A 20,048-nucleotide genomic window follows, 5' to 3' on the forward strand; every position below is an offset into this window, starting at 1 on the left:
ACTCGATATCGGCATTCTGCCAGATACTTTATTAAGAATTAATTCAGTTTGTATCCCCCTGATAAACCACAGTTAAGCGCAAGGGATGTTTCAGCAGTCGTTGATGGTGTCGAAACATATAATCCATAATAAATAGGGTCAGTATCATATTCCACTATCATACTGTCATAACCGGGTATGCTAATGTTTTTGGCGAAGGTGTATCCGGGCTGAGTTGTTGATATGTCATTGACATAAGCACCGCATGTCACTTCAGTATTACTCCCAGTCGCCATAACCACATTAGGAGAAATGGTAAATTTCAAAGTCTTGCTTTTGGCTGTTGGCAACCAATTAACACAGTTAACGGATAAGTTAATTGCACCAATATTCTCTGACCGACGCGATGCATTACTATTATATAAATAGATATGTTCGCCACTTAAGATATTTTCAATACTGGTCGCCCCCTCAGCTTTGGCTTCGCAAGCAACATCTAAATTTTGCTGAACAAGATCGAGGGTACTGGTGGTATAGCTATTCGGAGTCGGTATGCTGCAAGAGGTGCTGCTATTACAGATGCTACCCACACCATAGGTACTTACTCGAAACTTTCCTGAACTGCCGGCCAATGAAGTAATATTAGCGCGAGAAATTGAGATATGTTGATCAACAGCGACGCCATGTGCAATCGCCACTTTAACCGCATCGTAATGGGTGGCAGCATCCATTAATTCATCGTCGTAAGAACCATTACCGCGAAGATCCACATCATATGTTTGAATATCCGGAGCTAGTAATCCACCACTTGAGTTCACCATACTAAATCTATATCGCAAAACACAGGAATTAAGTGAGACCGTATTAGATGCCCTTTTACATCTATTGACATGGGTCATATGAGAATTTTTGTCACCCGCTGTCGGCGGGTTATTTGTCCCATCCCAATAAGTATGTATTAAGTCGAAAGAAAGCTCACTCAAACTGGTTTGAGGGTTTTTAACTTCATAATGTGCCAATAGCGTATTTGGCAACACTAAAAACAGTGAAGAAAATAAAAATAATTTTAATAATTTCATAATAAATATCCACGCGAAAGTGACTGCAAAGCAGGTGTTAATTCAAGGGCTGGTACCCTGAGTTTGAAATTTTTGCGTGATAATAAGAGAGTATTAAAGGTGATTTTTAATACTCTCTATATCATCGTTACTCTATTTCCCTACCGGCTTAGATTTCCAAGGTAAATTTGACACTGAATGCCACCGGCAAAAACGTCACAACATCAGAATCGGTGGTGCTATTGATTGTTGCCGTTACTTTGCTGTCCCCTGGGTGATACCTGATTTTATATTAGTGAATGTCAATGTGGCCGAGCCATTTGCATCAGTGGTGCCACTGGCAGCAATCACCGTATTGTTATTTGCGCTGAAGTTCACCAACATGTTGGGCACGCGATTGCCCAAAGCATCCGTCATCACAGCTTTAACACTGTTCGTGGCGACGCCATTCGCCACCGCGCCATCATCCTCAATGCTGAACGCCCCGCGAATAATAGTTGCCGTACTTTCATCAGCAATGAAAGTCGCCTCTACACTTTGACTGTTACCGTTGACGGTGGCGGTTACCCTGATCACGCCCGCCGTGGTGTTAGTCAGTGGCAAGATCACCACACCTTGGCTATCCGTTGTCCCACTGGCTGCAATCACCGTATTGTTATTGGCACTGAATGTGACAACTTGATTCGGTACCCCATTACCGGTGGCATCCGTGACCATGGCTTTCACCTCATTCTGTGCCACCCCATTGGCAATCGCATTATCATGAGTGAGGGTAAGTGCGCCACTGAGGATAGTGGCCGTCGTGCTGTCAGGAATAAAGGTGACATCCACACTTTGGCTGTTTCCATTGACCGTGGCCGTGACTTGAGTGACACCCGCCGTGCTGTTAGTCAGTGGCAAGGTCACCACACCGCCACTATCAGTTGTTCCACTGGCGGCAATAATCGCATTGTTATTCGCGCTGAATGTCACCAACTGATTCGGCACTTTATTCCCCGTCGCATCAGTGACAACCGCTTTCACCTCATTTTGCGCCGTGCCATTGGCAATCGCATTATCACGGGTGATGGTCAGTGCGCCGCTGATAATAACCGCCGTACTGCTGTCCGCGATAAAGGTGACATCCACACTTTGGCTGTTGCTGTTAACTGTCGCCGTTACGCGCGCCCCTCCCGCAGTCGCATTGGTTAGTGACACCGTCACAGAACCATCTGCTCCGGTCGTCCCACTGGCGGCAATGATTGCATTGTTATTAGCACGAAATGTCACCACCTGATTGGGCACCACGTTTCCAGTGGCATCCGTGACAATAGCTTTTACCTCATCCTGCGCCGTGCCATTGGCCAGTGCATTATCGTGGATGATGGTCAGTGCACCGCTGAGGAAGGTTGCTGTCGTGCTGTCCGCGATAAAGGTGATATCCACACTCTGGCTGTTACCGTTAACTGTCGCCGTGACATGAGTGACACTCGCCTTGGTGTTAGTTAGTGACACCGTCACAGATCCATCGACCCCCTTTGTGCCATTGCCGACTATAGTGGCGTTATTATCGGCACTAAATGTCACCGCCTGATTCGGCACCACATTACCGGTGGCATCAGTCACGATAGCTTTTATTGCATTGGTCGCCACACCATTGGCAATGGCATTGTCATGAGTGACGGTCAGTGCACCACTGAGGATAGTCGCCGTACCGCTATCAGTGGTCGCACTCGATGAGACCACATCACCCAGAGTGGAGTTGAATGCCACATTCATGCCAGCCATAGGTGTATTGGAACCATTGGCGGTATCCAGCACAGAGGCTCGATAAGTCACTAACGCCGCACCATCAGCCGTGGCCGTGGCACTTGAACCCACGACACTCAGTGCTATCTGATGCGGTGATTCCTGGACAATAATCTGAGTGGTGGCGGTGTTCGATTTATTACCGCGAATGTCATAGGCAACAGCGCTAACTTGATAGCTATTGATGTTTTGCCGATGTTGATAGGCAGGAAGTCTAACGGCGGCTGATTCGGTGGTCAGTGCGGCTAAGGCTCCCCCAGCAGTAATCAGAACCGGCGCGCTCCATTCAACCCGATCAGTGCCATATTTTGATGATACTGCCCCTGTCAGAGTGACATTTTCCAGCGCATGAGCTGAAATTGTGGCGGGCAGAGTTAAATTGATCAGGTCTTGTTTCTGATACTGCATAACAATATTGTAGTTACGATCGACCAAATCATAGCGGCTGCCCGCAAGGCTGCGCATCAAACCGACAGCATCTTTATTAATTTGATCAATCCACGGCACACCGAAGCGGTAGTTAAAGTTCAAACCGAGCTGAAGCTCATTTGAGGTGTTCTGACCGTTCTTGTGGGCAACATCGACTGTTATCAATGGAATTGGTGTGTAATTCGCCCCTATCGTTAGCGCTGACGGCGAATCACCTAAGTCATTTGGGCTGGTAGTTCCGCCGTTTAGCGCAACGCCTTTACCAAAGTATTTTTCATACATTAATGAGCCACCCAACTGAGGGTATGCTGGCAAATATGCCAAGGCCCGGACATCAAAACCATTCGCTGGCCGTTCGTTATAATCTTCCATATTCGACAGCACTGACTGGTGCCAATCTGTCAACCGGAAATAGCCATTGGCGGAGAACTTAAGATTATCAGTCCAAATCTCAGCCCCTGCGCCCCTAAACGACTATTTTTACCCGTCAGATCATAATCATAAAAACTGTTAACCCCGAACATCCAGTTATCAGTAAATTGGCGTACGCCAAGGCCCGCATTATTTGTCGTCCGGTCGCCGTTATAACGGACTCCTAGCTGACCAAATAACAGGTTGTTTTGCGATTCAACCAGCGGCAGTAAAATATCTGCATTGGCCGTTCCTGTAGAATTGAGCTGAACCCTGGAATGGCCAAATTGGTTAAGCCAATCGGAGGCCGCTTGTGAAGCTAAACCGGAAGATACGCCTCTCACCACGCTTTCTGCGGCTTTGGTAGAATTCTCACTGCCCATTACGCCCCAAATTTGGGTAGCAGTATTGGCAACATTATCTTCAGTAAAATTAAATTTATTGGCAGAAGAAATATCTGATGTCTGATTTTCAGATCCCAAATCGGGTAGCGTTTTACTCGGCTGTAACAGCGGTGGCTCTTCTTGCGCGATGAAAGGATTCGAGGGTTTAAATTTGTCAGGAACTGCTGAGTTATCAATATGACCTTTAGGCTGCTCAGAATATATTGGTGCTGGCGCTGTTGTGGATTCAACCAATATCTCGGCTGATCGCATCTTCATCATTATTTCATCTAGCTCATCAGCGCACACCGATAATGATATTAGTGGAGTAAATGCCATGGATATAGGCAGCAGTAATTGCATTAATAATGTATTAATGGCAACTGCTCGCATGAGTAATTTATTTGAGTGGAAACCGTTCATAGTGAATTCAAAGTTCCGATTTTGAATGGCGATATCCGTTACCGCAGAGATATAAGCCGTTTTATTATTGACAGACATACGAGAGTTCATCATTAATTAATTTAATGATGTCATTCAGTATCTCGCCCAATAAACTCAGTTTATTAATGGTGCGATAAAATAACTAACGATAAGAAATGAGCAATTTAGCGAACTAAACTGCCCTAATCCCAGTGATTGTATTGGTGGCATATCATCATAAAACATTCACCCGACTAAAAAGTGAAGAACATAATGATATAAAACCTAAACCACGAGTTTACACACGGAGTTATTATAATAATTACATATAGTCATACTACAGTATTTTAGTGAATAACTGATTAGATCCGTGAGAGATAGTTTACTTTGCTTTGGACTTCGTTGAACGCAGTGTTTCTAACTCTGGCACACACCATTTTAAGTTTTGAGTCTAATTCAAGAGAAATGAGCTGCTTAGGATCATTATCTAAAATATTTCTATTTTGTTCTAAGAATGCATACATGTCATTGACTTTGTCAAACTGGCCTCTAAATACACCGAATTCATTCGCATTCAGCTTTTTGACCATAGAGAAATTATTGACACATTGATCATTGGTGCTTTTTTTTAATAATGGCGCGGTCTGTTGCTCGGAATCAACCTTTGCTTTCGTGCTGAACCCTCCCAATACCGCACTTGCCATCAATGTTACTATTGCCACTGATTTCATAAAATACCCTCATTAATCCTTTATAAGTACTTAACCTTCTATTGAATATGCACTCTCTTATACTGATATCATTGTTGCATAGCGATTTCAGCTGTATTTTTCAATAGAATGCAATCCAACGCTTGTAGCAGGACACACTGTACATCGTGATCTTTTATGCTGTAAAATGGTGATAAGCCAGATCTATACACTATTTAAAGCAAATAAAATAGATGTAAAGTCTGTTGAAGGGAATTAAAATGGCGGGATAGATCGTATTCTTATGAATTGATAGTTTTATATTTCAACTTATTTATATAACTCAGCGGAACAACCTAATTAAATTGAAAGCAAAAAAAATTTAAAATTAATTAGAATTATTGACATAGTGCAAAAAAAACGAAAGTAATTACCATCTACCATAATAAATAAAAACATTTCGTCAGCAAATCAACAACAAAAAATAACAAGGCTATCTTTTTACTAGAATATAGTTATTAAAATACCAAAGATTAAGAATTATCTTGGTTAATAATAATTAATCCTATATGGGGAAATAATTATTCTTTATAATAACAAATCTATTTCATTTTGTAATTAATAAATTTCTTAATGTTTGATTTATTGCTTTAACCCCTAGTTTATTATATATATTCCTTCTGTGAGCACTGGCTGTTTTATTCTTCATCTCAAGCACTCTTGATATGTCACTATTACTCAACCCTGACAATATACATTCAAAAACTTCATTCTCTCTCTTCGTTAACTGGTTCTTTATTTTCTTCGTCAAATCTAACTGATCAAATTTCTTTGGGGGTTTACGCAAAGAGAGCAGTTTAACAATCAAACTCTCTATTCTATCAATAGAAGCTGTTTTGCATAGGATGCCATCAGAAACAACAGACAAACAAATGAAATCTTCTGTCTTTTCATCTTTACGACAAAATACCATAATAAAAGCAAGAGGATTCAACTCTCTGACTTTGCCAATAGTGTTAAATATTTTAATGGCAGGAATATTATCAACATCAAGAACGACAATATCTCGGGTATTTGATTGGCTATATATATTTTCGTTATCAACAGAGTAATATAGCTCCACACCAATATCCTGCCCTCTATCTATAACGCGTTTTATTCCTTTAACAATAATCTCTAAGGATAGTTTTGTTAAACCGCAGTCACTAACCACAATAACTCTCATGACGTTGTATCATTCCTTGTCTATTATTTTTTATTTATTCAGAGCGGGATTTCATTGGGATTGCAGTATATAAATAACGGTGCCGAAGCACCGTTATTTATCAGGACGAACAATCGATTAGAAGTTGTATTTAATCCCTAACATCACAGCAGTATCACTGTAGCCTTTATCACCCAATTGCTGGCCTACGTTACCCCAAACATTCAGTTGCTTGTTCAGCTGCCCCTCAACACCCAGTTTCAACTCACCGATATTTTTCGTACCGGCCTGCTTCACATCAACCGAGTTCATGTTGGTACCGAAGTCTTTGGTATTGTGGATCCAGTTGGCTTCTACAAACGGCTGGAATTCACGATCTTTGTCATTGTCGATAGCATGGTGCCCTTTCATATAAGAACGCACACCCAGACGCGTCTGGATATTACCGTCGCCTTGGCCGCTCACCTGTGTACCATTGGCTTCACGATGCTCGTCAGCTTTCACACCCATCCAGGTTATCTGCGCTTTTGGCTGGATAAAGTAGGTTTCGTTCTTAGACTTATTTTCACCTATCTTGAAGGTGTAGCCGCTCTCGACCGACGCGGTTATCCCTTTAGATTTGTACTCTTCAGTCGCCAGACCTTCGCCCTTCACGGTATTGTTGAACCAGCTGTACTGCGCCCAACCATCAACATACAACCCAGACTTATCTTCGTCATTGGCATACCAAGTGCTATAGACACCGGCAGTGTAGCCATCAACGGAACCATCAGAGTGGTAGCCGGATTGCGAGCGAGTATTGCTTTTGCTGTTACCGTAACCGGCCATCACACCTAAATGTAAACGGTTCAGGTCATTGTTGCTCCACTGGGCGATATCGCCACCCAATTGCATCACATAACGGTTGCTTTGGGTTTTCAGTTGACCGCTGGTATCACGCGAACGGTTATGCCCACCTTCGTTGCGCAACCACATGCTCGTCACTTTCTGCTCACCAGTCAGGGCATCAATATATTGAGTTTCCCCTAAACGATCATGCAGACGGGTCACAAACATATTGTTAGCAGCAGCCAAGTTTGCTGTGTAACTACCCGCTTCAGGACGTTTAACTTCTTCCTCTGGGCCGACCGGGTTTTCTGGATCAACTGGGATTTCAGGATCAACTGGGATTTCAGGATCAACCGGCAAGTTGCTCAAGCTGGTCAGATACCAGTTAGCCACATTTTTGCCCACGCCGCGTTTCAGACTGTAATCATATGCGCCAGCCACAATACGGCCACTTTGCACGAAATCACCCTCTGACAGGCCATTAACCTGAATCAGTTCAATACCGTTCAGCGTCTTAGCCCCTGAACCGCCCGCATTATCCACACTAACCTTGGTGGTTCCGCTGGTGCTGCCGTTGACTATCATGCTGTCCGTGGCGGAGTCATCATCACCCAACGCGGTGTTGAAATGCAGCAAGCCGTTGTTACCCACATAGTTACCATTTACCACCAATTGATTGCCTGTGGTGCCGGTTCCATTACTGGTTTTGTTGCCGATAAAGACAATACCGCTGTTGGTTAAATCCGTCCCTACAGTGAACACATTACTGGCAGGTGCCAGACGACTCAATATTGACGTCACTGGTGCAGTTGGGTTGCCAACAAACAAGGAACCTTTGTTATCAATCGCACCCGCGACACCACCAAAACCGCCCATGAAAGCACCGCTGGCAATATTCACCTGCTGGCTGGCCAGTGTCATTGGGTTTGCATTACTGCCCAGCATAATCCCGCCAGCGTTAATATCTGTTTGGCCGGTATAAGCTGCTGATGAGGTTAACGAAACTGTGCCAGCGCCATTTTTGGTCAAGCTGCCGGTGCCGCTAACGTTGTTAGCCAGTGCCCAATCGGTGGCTGAGTTCAAGACCAGCGAACCATTATTGGTGACGGATGCGCTGCCCAGGTTTGCCGCCTGAGAAACCGCTAACTGGCTGCCATTGTTGATGTCAAACAGGCCGCTGAACAGACTGTTATCGCCGCTGGCGGTAATGTCGCTGTTATCCTGCAACACTACGCGACCGGCATCACTGATAGCATTCACCAGCTGACCGGCTGCATCTTTCAGTGTCAACAGACCGGCGTTGACAATATTGCCATCCCCCAGCCCTGCCGCATTATTGAGCACCGCTTCTGCACCGTTAGTAATGGTGGTTACCGCACTCAAACCACTGTTGGCACCATTAACGGTCAACACATTGGCAGCAATCGTCAACGCGCCACTGCCCGTCAATTCACCGTTAGAAATGCCGCCCTGACTCAACGTCAGGTTGCCACCATTAAGGTTCAATAATGAGCCTGCGGTGCCATTCAACTCGCCCACAGTTTGGCTGTGACCGTTCATATCAAAGGCGGTAGTGGCGGCCAAAGATAACAGTGAGGTATTACCCAGCACATTATCATTCAGCATCTGCAAGGTACCGCTGCGCACCTCGGTAGATCCGGTGTAATCATTTAACAGATTAGACAGTGTCACGGTATCGCCCGCGCCAGTATCAATCGCTAAATCACCGCTCCCCGTAATTTTGGCGCTCAAATCGGCGGCCGGGCCGGTTTTATTGGTGGCGTACAGTGACAGCGCATCAGCACCACTGCCCAACAACTCAACCTGAGTCAGACCGTAACCCACATACAAACCATCGTTATTTACGCCACTGGTCAGGCGATAGTCGTAAGTGCCTTTGGCGACCGTCGTGCCGTTCTGTGCAATATCTGCCGTGGTGGCATCGGTAATAATATTGCCATACTGGTCTTTCAACACCAGATTGCCACCATTACCTTGTACCGCAACATCACTCACCGCCAGTTGCAATAGGGTATTAGCATCATCCTGCTCCAGAATTGGCAGCACAGGATTCACCGGAGTTTGGCTATTATCGATGCTGTCGATATTCACTTCCACGGTCCCGGTACCCAGCAGATTCATCTCGGTGGTGGTATGAATGGTGCTTTTCGCTACCGTTTCACCTGGGGTGCCGGTGTCAAATTTCGCCGTCCCGCCGTCAAAGATTAATCCGCCGATAGTCTGAACGCCATCACCGACCGTGGTGATGCTGTCAGCACCCAATTTCAGGGTCGCGTTCACCAGTGCGGTGGTGTTGCTCGCTGCCAGATCAAAAGTCGAGTGGCCTAATGCCAGTACACCGTTAAAGGCATTCTGGGCCGCGTTAGCAGTAAAGTTAAACGCGTTACCCGCCGTATTGACCGCAACAGTGCCGAGGCCATTGAGTTTGCTGTTAAAATTCACTGCATTCAGATTGTTAACCTGCAACAAGCTGCCGTCACCCAAGTTAAAACCAGTGTTGACGTTGTCATCTTTCGCATTACCCAGCGCCAGCAGGACATTTTCCAGTGTCAGCGTGGAGTCATTGATCAGGTCGATGTAATCCATATTCTGAATAGCATCAGCATCTTTCAGCGTATACACCGAGCTATCAAAGGTCACAGTGTCTGTGCCGGTTCCGCCGTTCAGTGAACTGAATACGCCAGTATCTGTTGCTGTCAGCCCTTTAAGAATAAAGGAATCATCGCCGCTACCCGTGGTGAAGTCAGTCCCTTTACTGCCCTGCATCAGGGTCACGGTATTGTTACCCGCCAACAGATTGACCTGACCGATAATGCTGCCGTCGGTCTCATTGGTGAAGGCCACGCCGCTGCCGGTGTTGGTTAACACTGCTTGCTGCGCCGCACTGTTAGCATGGATGCTGCCGCTATTGACGAAGCTAGTAACATTGCCATTGTTGATATCAACCACTGGGCTAGTCAGTGACTGGGATGTCAGTTTACCGGACTGCTCAACACGGCCAGTCGTGCCTTTAACAATCAAGGCCGCGCCGCCAGCAGCATTGTTCACATTGACACTGGCACCGGTTTTCAAATTTTGACTGGAGTTGGTAACAATCCCTTTACCCGCCGCCGAATTAACATTAATCACCAGGCCAGCCGAATTAGACATATCCAGCGCGTTAGTCGTTATGGTATCGCCGGTGTTGGCGAACAAAATACCGGTGCCGCTGCCATTGACATTAATCACGCCAGAGTTGGTCGCCGCCATCGAGGCTCCGGTACGCACACCTGCGCCATTACCCACAGTCAGAGTGGTATTTTTTAATTGGATACCCGCGATTTCTGCTTTATTTTCAATCGCGTTGCCAGTTCCCCCCGCCGTCATAGTGATGGTTGCACCGTCAACTGTCAGAGCGGTAGCGCCGGTATCAAGCAATACGCCATGAGCCGTGCCGCCTGCGTTGGTTACACCATTACCAGACAGTGTCAAACTGGATCCGGAACCTAACAGGAAGGCAGCGGTACCATCAGTTGCGGTCACTGTGCCCGAGTTATTCACTGTTGAGTTAGCGCCCTGAATATTCACCGCAGTGCCATTCACAGAGATGATATTTTGGTTGGTCAGGATCCCGCCATTCACCAACACACCGGTGCTGCCAGCCTGGGTAAAATCAATGGAACCTTTATGAATAAGCTCGCCGCCATTACGGGCGATATAGCCATAAGCACCAGAAGCTGTGTTACCCGTGGTTAATACCGCCGAACTGGTCAGCACGGATTTGCCGGTGGCACCGGTCTCGATACCGTCCAGCCCGTAATATTTACCATCGACAATACCGGCCGTCGCCCCGTTACCACTCAGTTCTAAACTGGCATCTGCTGTGATGGTGCCCGTCGCGCCACCCTCAACTTTTACGCCAGTAGAACCCTCACCCGAAAGCACCATATCTAGCGCACCGGAGTTAAACGTACTGCCAGCACCGGTCACTTGAATAAGAGAGGAATTCTTACCGGTGGCATTCATGGTGGAAGCCGTGGTTCCGGCAAAGCTGGCACCTTTATCAACGCGATATAAAGTCGAACCTTCGGTTGAAACAGTTTCGGCACCCACGGCGGTGTTATTGACGCTAGCACCGGCACCGTAAATCAGGTATCCGACTTGTTTGGTGCCGGAGACAAACTCAACCTGACCATTACCGGTGACATTAATGGTGCCTTTATCTTCCGCAACCACCCCGATAGCCCCGTTGCCAGTCAGATTAACCTGGCCGGAAAGATTAGCCACAGCGCCCGTGCCCACAGCTTGAATGCCGTAGTTAGCCAGATTGGTAGCAGCATCCAGCCCTTTATTAACATTAATGCTACCGGCATTGGTCGCGGTACTGTTGGTCAGCACTTTCATACCAACGGTATTGATACCATTGATAATGATATTGCCATTATTGACAACATTGTTGGCACCTGAACTAGCGGAAATACCAATATTCTGCGCTGCGTTTTGTCCTGGTGTTGCCCCGGCACCATTCAACTCAATGGTGCCGTTCTGATTAACGGCGGTTCTGACCCCTTGTGCGATAATTGCGGTGGAGTTCTCAGTTTTGCTGCCAATGACAATTTTACCGCTCGCATTATTGATAAAAGTGGCGATATTGCTCAAATTGACGGTGTCTTGCACTAATTTAACCGCATAAGACTCTGTTTTTATTGCCAGATCAGTAACCACATCAGTGAGCGAGCGCTGGGCTTGGCGGCCAATATAAACAGTGCCATTATTGGTAAAAGTAGAGCCTTTCTGAACACTCACCCCTTCATTCAGATACCCTGCTGCAGGAGAGTTATCGACAGTTGCAGCAATGTTAATAGCGCCGTTATTGACGAAGGTAGAGGTGCCGTCAATGATAGCCGCGCGGGTATAAACACTGGTGCCACGTGAAGCGGTGTTGATGACACCATTGTTAGTGACTGAAGAGGCCCCATTCGCCAGAATGGCAGTATGACTGCCGCTGGCGACATCCAGTGGCAAAGTGGCACTGGATACGGGTTTGAAATCCAGCATCTCGGGGTTAGTCCCGGCATCCAGAACCCCAGTGGCTTCATTAATAACCGTGCTGTTAGTGGCGAAAATAATATTGGTGCCACGAACCGTGCCGGCGGCTGAACCTAATGTTCCCGCATTATTCAAGGTTGCACCATCGTTGAGCCGCACCACGGAAATATCCGTATTGAACGCCTGAATATTGGCATCAGCACCAATATTCACAATGGCCTGCTGACCATCACCATGAATAAAGGCAACACGACCGGAATCAATGATGTGATTGATGGCATCATTAGGGTCAATACCCATATCAAGATAGATAGGGGTAACTTTCGGTGAAGTATTGCTACCGTTAGTAAAATAGGCACGCGCCAACTCAGCCTGATAACCTTTGCTGTCCAGGACAATGGCACCGCTTTTAATACCGGCAATTAACGCATTGTTGTATTGCTGGAAATCAGCAAAGTTTTGCACATTCTGCACGCCTAAATAAGGGCTGGTGAAAGTGCCAGTAAAGTCATCAAGTACCGCATTAGCCACTGAAGTGGTGCTATCACGAATGTTATTACTGTTATTACCCAGGTTGACCACGGTCTTAGCGTTATAATTTAAAACTGTATTTTGAGCTAAAGTCGTCGAGTCAACATAGAATCCTGAAGAGGTGGTTAGCTCAGGTTGACTTTTCAAGCCACCCTTAAGAATAGCGTTAAAGTAGTTGGTATCCTCATTGACCCAACCTGCCGCAGTGCCACCGACATTAACGGTCAGATCACTGCTATCCTGCACATGGAATAAGTTACGATTCACATACTGACCATTCTCACCGACAGCATAAGAAACTGGTACCGAAAAATCGGCCAAAGGTTTAATTGACATCGCCGTGCTGCTATACACATTAATAGTAATTAATGCGCCGGTTCCTTTCGGATCAAGGAAAGTTTCAGTAACCATATCCCCTAAATTGAAAATATTTTTACTGATCAGATTCTCTGCACCATAGAGGAAATTCCCCGGGGGAATATCACCCAGTTTGCTATTTTTAAATCCAGAATCACCGCGTGCAATGTTGCTAAAACTCCCCGACAAAGTATTATTTGGGCCGGTGAATGTCTGTTCAAATTGAACTTCTGGAGTAAATACCGGAACACTAATGTCTGCTGCAAAGGCAGAACTCGCCCCTAAGGTGAACATCAGAGTGATGGCAACCTGGCTCAGACGAGAAGGTGTTGTTAAGCCTAAGGTCGTATCGACATGACCTGAACAAGAAGACTTAGCTTTTTTTCCTGATTTAGAAAACTCAGATGCAACATCGTAACGGCCTAAAGCACTATTCCAAATGACTTTAAATACTCGATTCATAAAACGCTCAATTTTCTCTGTATATTATGGGTTATAAATAACGAGCAACATTGTTACTTAACTAAAAAGTAATTAAGTTGGCGAACTTCCACTGGTGTATACCTTAAGCCTGATATTGCATCATTAATAACAATGATAAACGTACGAGGTTATACAGATATATAGGAGGTGGAGAGCACATTGGTAGGAAAAATCCTACAATGATCTGAAATATAAAATATTAACTACTAATATCAATAAGTTAAATAAAAAAATAGATAAGAATAATCTTATAAAACCATATGGGGATTATGTAGTAACGCCTTTTTTTTATTTTAATGCAATAAATTATTATGAGTGTTTATCAGTAAGATAAAATAAAATAAATACTTTTTATCCAAGCACGCCACAATCAAATTGTGGCAAAAAAATTATATTTAACATCAGTCATTTCATTAGTCGCATTCAGTCTTAATAAGAATCGCCCAGTCATATAGAAAAAGCAAGTTTTTTGGTATTTATGATCATAAAAATGATTAACTCGACATATAGACCCATAAATGACCACCTTGCAGCGTACTTTCAGATTATTACTCTGTTAAATGATTTAAACCTTAGAATAAAAGATCGTCTAATTAAAATAATAGCCATGTAAATATATTTACAATTAAATTTGCATTGGATCTGTCTTAAAAACAACCATTCAAAAAAATCAATTAAATAAGCAAAAAATACAAAGTTAATTATCAATGAGAAATTAGTCTTAGCAGAGAAAGCCTATCTATATTCAGAAGTAATTTTTATTAGACATAAAACAAACAGGAAAAACAACCTCGTCCAGGCCAGATAATAACTTGAATTATATGATTATTTTTATAAAAGCATCAATTAGATGCATAAATAAAAATAAAGATGAAAAGAGCTTAATCGGTATTACCTGAAAAATTTCAATTCATATTTGAATAAAGTCTTAGCAAAAATCGTGACTCATTAAGCAACTCAAATGCATTAGGATGACAACAGGTTTTTTTAAGGGAAAACAGGAGACTGAAGGAGCTCGTCAGCAGTGGGGGTTTTTGATGGAGTTTGGGGGAGTATTTAGCCCGCGAGTTGGATACTTACCGTTCAAAGCAAGCTGACTGGCGTATCCAACACGCGCGTTACATTCACAATGACTATAAATTCGCTGCCGCTTAGCGGAATGGAGTGGCGTCACCGGCACCTTCGCGGATAACTTCTGGGGAAGAATCCGTTAGATCAATCACCGTGGTGGGTTGTTGGCCCAGAGAGCCGCCGTGAATAATTAAATCCACTTGTTTTCCCAAGTGCTCTTTGATCTCTTCTGGATCAGACTCCGCAAAATCATTGCCCGGCAACATCAATGTGGTCGACATCAGCGGTTCACCCAATACATCCAACAGCGCCAACGCAATAGGATTAGACGGTACACGCAAGCCGATAGTTTTGCGTTTGTCATTCATCAAACGCCGAGGCACTTCTTTTGTCGCTTTCAGTATAAATGTATAATTGCCGGGAGTATTATTTTTGATTAACCGAAACGCGGAGTTATCAACATAGGCGTAAGTTGATAACTCGGACAAGTCACGGCATACCAATGTGAAGTTATGGTTTCCATCCAACTGGCGAATGCGACAGATACGTTCCATTGCCGCCTTATCTTCTAAGCGGCAGCCCAGGGCATAACCCGAATCTGTCGGATAAACCACCACCCCACCCTTGCGCAAAACATCAACACTTTGGTTGATTAACCGCGGCTGCGGGTTTTCCGGGTGAATATAAAAAAATTGACTCATGATTCTGCCTTATCATTCAACGTACAAGTGGATTAGCGCTCTATCAGCCAATCACGCCATACCGGTTCTACCCCAGCGGGCAGCCACAATTTGCGGCCCAACTCAATCCAGGAACAAGGTTGATGGAAATCAGACCCCTGGGATGCAAGTAAATTATAGTCGCGCGCATATTGGGCAAGTTGTGCCCGCTCGTGGGGGGCTTGCTGGCACTGGGCAACTTCCATAGCATCACCGCCATGCTCAGCAAAATGCGCTAATAACCGCTTCAGCCATTTCGCCGTTAAATCATAACGCCCAGGATGCGCCAGTACAGCCTGCCCACCAGATTGCTTAATAGCATCAATAGCTTGTTCTATTGTACACCATTGCGCGGGAACATAGCCTGTCTTGCCTTTGGCCAAATACTTTTTAAAAACCTGGCCGACATTGCTGGCCAGACCTAACTCCACCAGATAGCGGGCAAAATGGCCTCGCGTCACCTGGCCGCCCTCTGCTAAGCGATTTGCCCCTTCCCATGCACCAAGGATCCGTGCTTTTGCCAACCGAGCACTGATCTCCTGCGCTCGAATATAGCGGCGCTCTGATTGTTCGCTTAATAGCTGGCGAAGACTGGCATGCTGGATATCCATACCCAAACCCACAATATGGATCTCATGGTTTTCCCATAATGTGGAAATCTCAACTCCGGAAATCAGTCGGATGGGCAATTGCTGTTGCTCGATAGTCGCGGCGGCTTCTGCTAACCCTGCGGTGGTATCGTGATCAGTAATCGCCAATACACCTACACGCATTTGCGCCGCCCGGATAACCAACGCCGCGGGGCTTAACGAGCCGTCCGATGCCGTGGTGTGGCTATGCAAATCATAGAGTGTGAAAGCCGTTGATGTGACAGCATCTGTTAAATCAGCCGTGTCAGGTGATGTGGTGTTATCAGATAAAACGGGTTTATTAGTCAAAACTGATTCATTAGCCAAAACATGAGTCCGGAAAAAGCGTGGCTTTCAATTATACTCGCTAATGTGACATTAACGTTAATCAATCTTATTTATACCCGTCATACTTCAAGCCCAGTAAGACCAATGCCCTGACAAAAAGAGTTTGTTAAAAAACAATCATCAGGGGTTGACATTCATCTCGCGAACCAGTTAACTAGTACACAAGTTCACGAGAGACCAATATGCTGTTCGGGTCTATTCGATAACACAATCAAAGCAATTATAGCGAGTGACTGATAATGAAAATTTCCCTGATTTCCTTACTGCGTTGGTGGCACATCTCCCTCTCTCGGGCGGTGTAATCGCGCATATCAGTCACCAGACAATGCAGATTGCTTCAGCCCGCTAATAGCGGGCTTTTTTATGGATAGATTTCGACAAACACTTTTTCAGGAACGACAAACAATGCAAACCTCGCGCCCTACTTTACAGTTATTGACCACCACGGGATGTTACCGTGATGACCCAACTGCACTGTTCCACCAGCTCTGCGGCGCACGGCCAGCAACATTGCTGCTTGAATCTGCGGAAGTGACCAGCAAACAAAACCTGAAAAGCTTGCTGATTGTCGACAGTGCGCTGCGTATCACCGCACTGGGACAGAAAGTGACGATAGAAGCGCTGACACGCAATGGCGCTTCTTTATTACCACTGTTGGACTCAGCATTACCCGCGCAAGTTGAGATTCAAGTGCGCCCAAATGGCCGCGAACTGACGTTTCCCGTCATTAATGACGTGCAAGATGAAGACTCTCGCTTACAGGCATTATCCGTTTTTGATGCTTTGCGCCTGCTGCTGAAACTGGTCGAGGCTCCAGCGGCAGAGCGGGAAGCCATGTTTATGGGAGGTTTGTTTGCCTACGATTTGGTCGCCGGTTTTGAAAACTTGCCGCAGTTGCGCCATGAAAGCCGCTGCCCGGATTTCTGTTTCTATTTAGCCGAAACATTATTGGTGCTGGATCACCAACACCGCTCCACACGTTTGCAAGCCAGTTTGTTCACTCCGGATAACAGCGAGCATCAGCGCTTAACGGCCCGTTTAGAACAGCTTGCCCACCAATTGCAACAAGCGCCACAGCCTATTCCAGCCAAATCAGTGCCGGAAATGACGTTACAGTGTAACCAATCAGATGAAGAGTACGGCGCAGTGGTCAGTGAATTACAGCAAGCCATTCGCCAAGGTGAGATTTTCCAAGTGGTACCTTCCCGCCGCTTCTCATTACCGTGCCCATCACCACTGGCGGCGTACCAAACACTGAAAGACAGTAATCCAAGCCCTTATATGTTCTTCATGCAGGATAATGAATTTTCTTTGTTCGGTGCCTCACCAGAGAGCGCACTGAAATACGACGCCACCAATCGCCAGATTGAAATTTATCCGATTGCCGGTACTCGTCCTCGTGGCCGTCGCGCTAATGGTGAACTGGACCGCGATTTAGACAGCCGCATTGAGCTGGAAATGCGCACCGACCATAAAGAACTGGCCGAGCATTTGATGTTGGTGGATTTAGCCCGCAATGACCTGGCGCGCATCTGTGAGCCAGGCAGCCGTTACGTGGCGGATTTAACCAAAGTTGACCGCTATTCCTTTGTTATGCATCTGGTTTCTCGCGTAGTGGGCACATTGCGCCACGATTTAGATGTGCTGCATGCGTATCAAGCCTGTATGAACATGGGGACATTAAGTGGCGCGCCCAAAGTCCGGGCGATGCAATTAATCGCTGACAGTGAGGGATCGCGTCGGGGCAGCTACGGCGGTGCCGTCGGCTATCTCACCGCCCATGGCGATCTGGATACCTGCATTGTGATTCGCTCTGCTTATGTTGAAGACGGGGTTGCCACTGTACAAGCGGGTGCTGGTGTGGTGCTCGACTCAATCCCACAAGCGGAAGCCGATGAAACGCGTAATAAAGCCCGCGCGGTTCTACGAGCAATTGCCACTGCACACCACGCCAGGGAGCTGTTCTAATGGAAAATGTTCTAATGGAAAACAATCTAATGGCCGATATCTTGCTGCTCGATAATATCGATTCCTTTACTTACAACCTGGTTGATCAGTTGCGCTCAAGCGGCCATCGCGTGGTGATTTACCGTAACCACATTGCCGCCGACACCATTATTGAGCGCTTGCAACAGCTCGAGCGGCCGGTGCTGATGTTATCACCCGGCCCCGGCACTCCCGCGGCAGCGGGCTGTATGCCGGAATTGTTGCAGCGTTTACGCGGTCAGTTGCCGATTATCGGAATCTGCCTCGGCCATCAAGCCATTGTCGAAGCCTATGGTGGTCATGTGGGTCAGGCCGGTGAAATATTACATGGCAAAGCGTCAGCCATTGAACATGACGGGCACGGCATGTTTGCCGGAATGCCAAATCCGTTACCGGTCGCCCGCTACCATTCATTAGTCGGCAGCAATATCCCAGCAGAATTAACCGTTAACGCCCATTTTGGCGAGATGGTGATGGCGGTTCGTCATGATGCCCATCGGGTTTGTGGCTACCAATTCCACCCGGAATCGATTTTAACCACCCAAGGGGCCAGGTTGCTGGAGCAAACCTTAGACTGGGCGCTATCCCCTTCGCGGGTATAACCGCAAGAGTGTTAGCTGTGATGCCAAGCCCTTTGGGGGTTGAATATTTAAGGAATTGATGATGCACAATCTATTACCAAAAGAATTGTTATTAGAAAAACTGTTCCGCGCCGAGTCTCTGAGCCAGCAAGAAAGCCAGCTATTATTTGCCGCGATTGTGCGTGGTGAACTGGAAGCCAGCCAATTAGCGGCGGCATTAATCAGTATGAAAGTACGCGGTGAAACGCCAGCCGAGATTGCCGGTGCCGCACAAGCTTTATTAGCCGACGCACAACCTTTCCCGCGCCCAGATTACCTGTTTGCTGATATTGTTGGCACCGGCGGCGACGGCACCAACAGCATCAATATTTCCACCGCGAGCGCCTTTGTTGCCGCCAGTTGTGGCGTGAAAGTGGCCAAACACGGTAACCGCAGTGTCTCCAGTCGCTCCGGCTCGTCAGACTTGCTGGCCGCCTTTGGTATTCGCCTCGACATGAGCGCCGAACAATCGCGTCTGGCCTTGGATGAGTTAGGCGTTTGCTTCCTGTTTGCGCCGCAGTATCACACGGGTTTTCGCCACGCGATGCCGGTGCGCCAACAGTTGAAAACCCGTACCCTGTTTAATGTGCTGGGGCCATTGATTAACCCCGCCCGCCCGCCGTTGGCGCTGATTGGTGTGTATAGCCCTGAACTGGTTTTACCGATTGCTCAAACTCTTAAAGTATTGGGTTATCAACGCGCTGCCGTGGTGCATGGCGGTGGAATGGATGAAGTGGCGATTCATGCGCCGACACAAGTCGCCGAGCTGAATAACGGCCATATTGAAAGCTACGAATTAGCGCCCGAAGATTTTGGTTTAAATCGCTATGAACTTGGCTCACTGCAAGGCGGCGCACCGGAAGAAAATCGTGACATTTTAGCACGGTTGTTACAAGGTAAGGGTACACCAGCCCACGCGGCAGCCGTCGCGGCTAACGTGGCGTTATTGCTGAAGTTGCACGGGCAAGAAAACTTACGCCACAACGCACAGCAAGCATTGGAAATGATTCACAGCGGCCAGCCTTTTAACCGGGTTACCGCTTTGGCAGCAAGAGGATAAATC

General features: G+C 46.4%; 9 protein-coding genes, 1 pseudogene and 1 other annotated feature. Of the genes and pseudogenes, 2 read left to right on the forward strand and 8 right to left on the reverse strand.

Annotation, left to right across the window (positions count from 1 at the left end; translation table 11 throughout):
• Window positions 1–38 precede the first annotated feature (38 nt).
• The 8 genes from OVO64_RS04100 to rnm all read right to left on the reverse strand — a co-directional run bounded on the left by OVO64_RS04100 (window position 39) and on the right by rnm (window position 16,358).
• Window positions 39–1,058: a heme utilization protein gene (locus tag OVO64_RS04100; protein ID WP_120011252.1), complete on the reverse strand. Its 1,020-nt coding sequence runs from the start codon at window positions 1,056–1,058 to the stop codon at window positions 39–41.
• 234 nt (window positions 1,059–1,292) lie between these two features.
• On the reverse strand, window positions 1,293–3,659 hold the full coding sequence (locus OVO64_RS04105) for an Ig-like domain-containing protein (RefSeq protein ID WP_267248634.1): 2,367 nt from the start codon (window positions 3,657–3,659) through the stop codon (window positions 1,293–1,295).
• The gene (locus tag OVO64_RS04110) at window positions 3,656–4,549 is read right to left on the reverse strand and encodes an inverse autotransporter beta domain-containing protein (RefSeq protein WP_267248635.1); all 894 of its coding nucleotides are present in this window, start codon (window positions 4,547–4,549) and stop codon (window positions 3,656–3,658) included. Before OVO64_RS04110 ends, OVO64_RS04105 begins: the two co-directional genes overlap by 4 nt.
• 284 nt (window positions 4,550–4,833) lie before the next feature.
• Window positions 4,834–5,202 (reverse strand): hypothetical protein, encoded by a 369-nt coding sequence (locus OVO64_RS04115; protein WP_267248636.1) that lies wholly within the window; start codon window positions 5,200–5,202, stop codon window positions 4,834–4,836.
• A 565-nt stretch (window positions 5,203–5,767) separates the two neighbouring features.
• Complete coding sequence (locus tag OVO64_RS04120; RefSeq protein WP_267248637.1) at window positions 5,768–6,385, reverse strand: response regulator transcription factor; 618 nt, start codon at window positions 6,383–6,385, stop codon at window positions 5,768–5,770.
• A 117-nt stretch (window positions 6,386–6,502) separates the two neighbouring features.
• A complete protein-coding gene (locus OVO64_RS04125) occupies window positions 6,503–13,591 on the reverse strand; it encodes an autotransporter outer membrane beta-barrel domain-containing protein (protein ID WP_267248638.1) in 7,089 nt (2,362 codons plus the stop codon).
• A gap of 1,172 nt (window positions 13,592–14,763) precedes the next feature.
• Window positions 14,764–15,384, reverse strand: a complete 621-nt coding sequence (locus OVO64_RS04130) for an L-threonylcarbamoyladenylate synthase (protein ID WP_038633141.1) — start codon at window positions 15,382–15,384, stop codon at window positions 14,764–14,766.
• Window positions 15,385–15,416: 32 nt separating this feature from the next.
• A complete protein-coding gene (gene rnm / locus OVO64_RS04135; RefSeq protein ID WP_323744644.1) occupies window positions 15,417–16,358 on the reverse strand; it encodes an RNase RNM in 942 nt (313 codons plus the stop codon).
• Between the two features lie 284 nt (window positions 16,359–16,642).
• Window positions 16,643–16,744 (forward strand) — a sequence feature (Trp leader region).
• A gap of 40 nt (window positions 16,745–16,784) precedes the next feature.
• Here rnm and OVO64_RS04140 point away from each other — a divergent pair.
• Window positions 16,785–18,347 (forward strand): anthranilate synthase component 1, encoded by a 1,563-nt coding sequence (locus tag OVO64_RS04140; RefSeq protein WP_050291745.1) that lies wholly within the window; start codon window positions 16,785–16,787, stop codon window positions 18,345–18,347.
• A 29-nt stretch (window positions 18,348–18,376) separates the two neighbouring features.
• Window positions 18,377–20,045 (forward strand): annotated as a pseudogene (gene trpD, locus OVO64_RS20610) (anthranilate phosphoribosyltransferase).
• The last annotated feature ends 3 nt before the right edge of the window (window positions 20,046–20,048 follow it).

It is taken from the genome of Yersinia sp. Marseille-Q5920 (genome assembly GCF_946902935.1).
Lineage (GTDB): Bacteria > Pseudomonadota > Gammaproteobacteria > Enterobacterales > Enterobacteriaceae > Yersinia > Yersinia rochesterensis.

Bases quoted from the DNA above. Each gene is read 5' to 3' on its own strand.
- OVO64_RS04120 (WP_267248637.1), bottom strand. From the start codon at position 6,385: ATGAGAGTTATTGTGGTTAGTGACTGCGGTTTAACAAAACTATCCTTA.
- OVO64_RS04130 (WP_038633141.1), bottom strand. From the start codon at position 15,384: ATGAGTCAATTTTTTTATATTCACCCGGAAAACCCGCAGCCGCGGTTA.
- OVO64_RS04125 (WP_267248638.1), bottom strand. From the start codon at position 13,591: ATGAATCGAGTATTTAAAGTCATTTGGAATAGTGCTTTAGGCCGTTAC.
- OVO64_RS04115 (WP_267248636.1), bottom strand. From the start codon at position 5,202: ATGAAATCAGTGGCAATAGTAACATTGATGGCAAGTGCGGTATTGGGA.
- OVO64_RS04140 (WP_050291745.1), top strand. From the start codon at position 16,785: ATGCAAACCTCGCGCCCTACTTTACAGTTATTGACCACCACGGGATGT.
- OVO64_RS04100 (WP_120011252.1), bottom strand. From the start codon at position 1,058: ATGAAATTATTAAAATTATTTTTATTTTCTTCACTGTTTTTAGTGTTG.
- OVO64_RS04110 (WP_267248635.1), bottom strand. From the start codon at position 4,549: ATGTCTGTCAATAATAAAACGGCTTATATCTCTGCGGTAACGGATATC.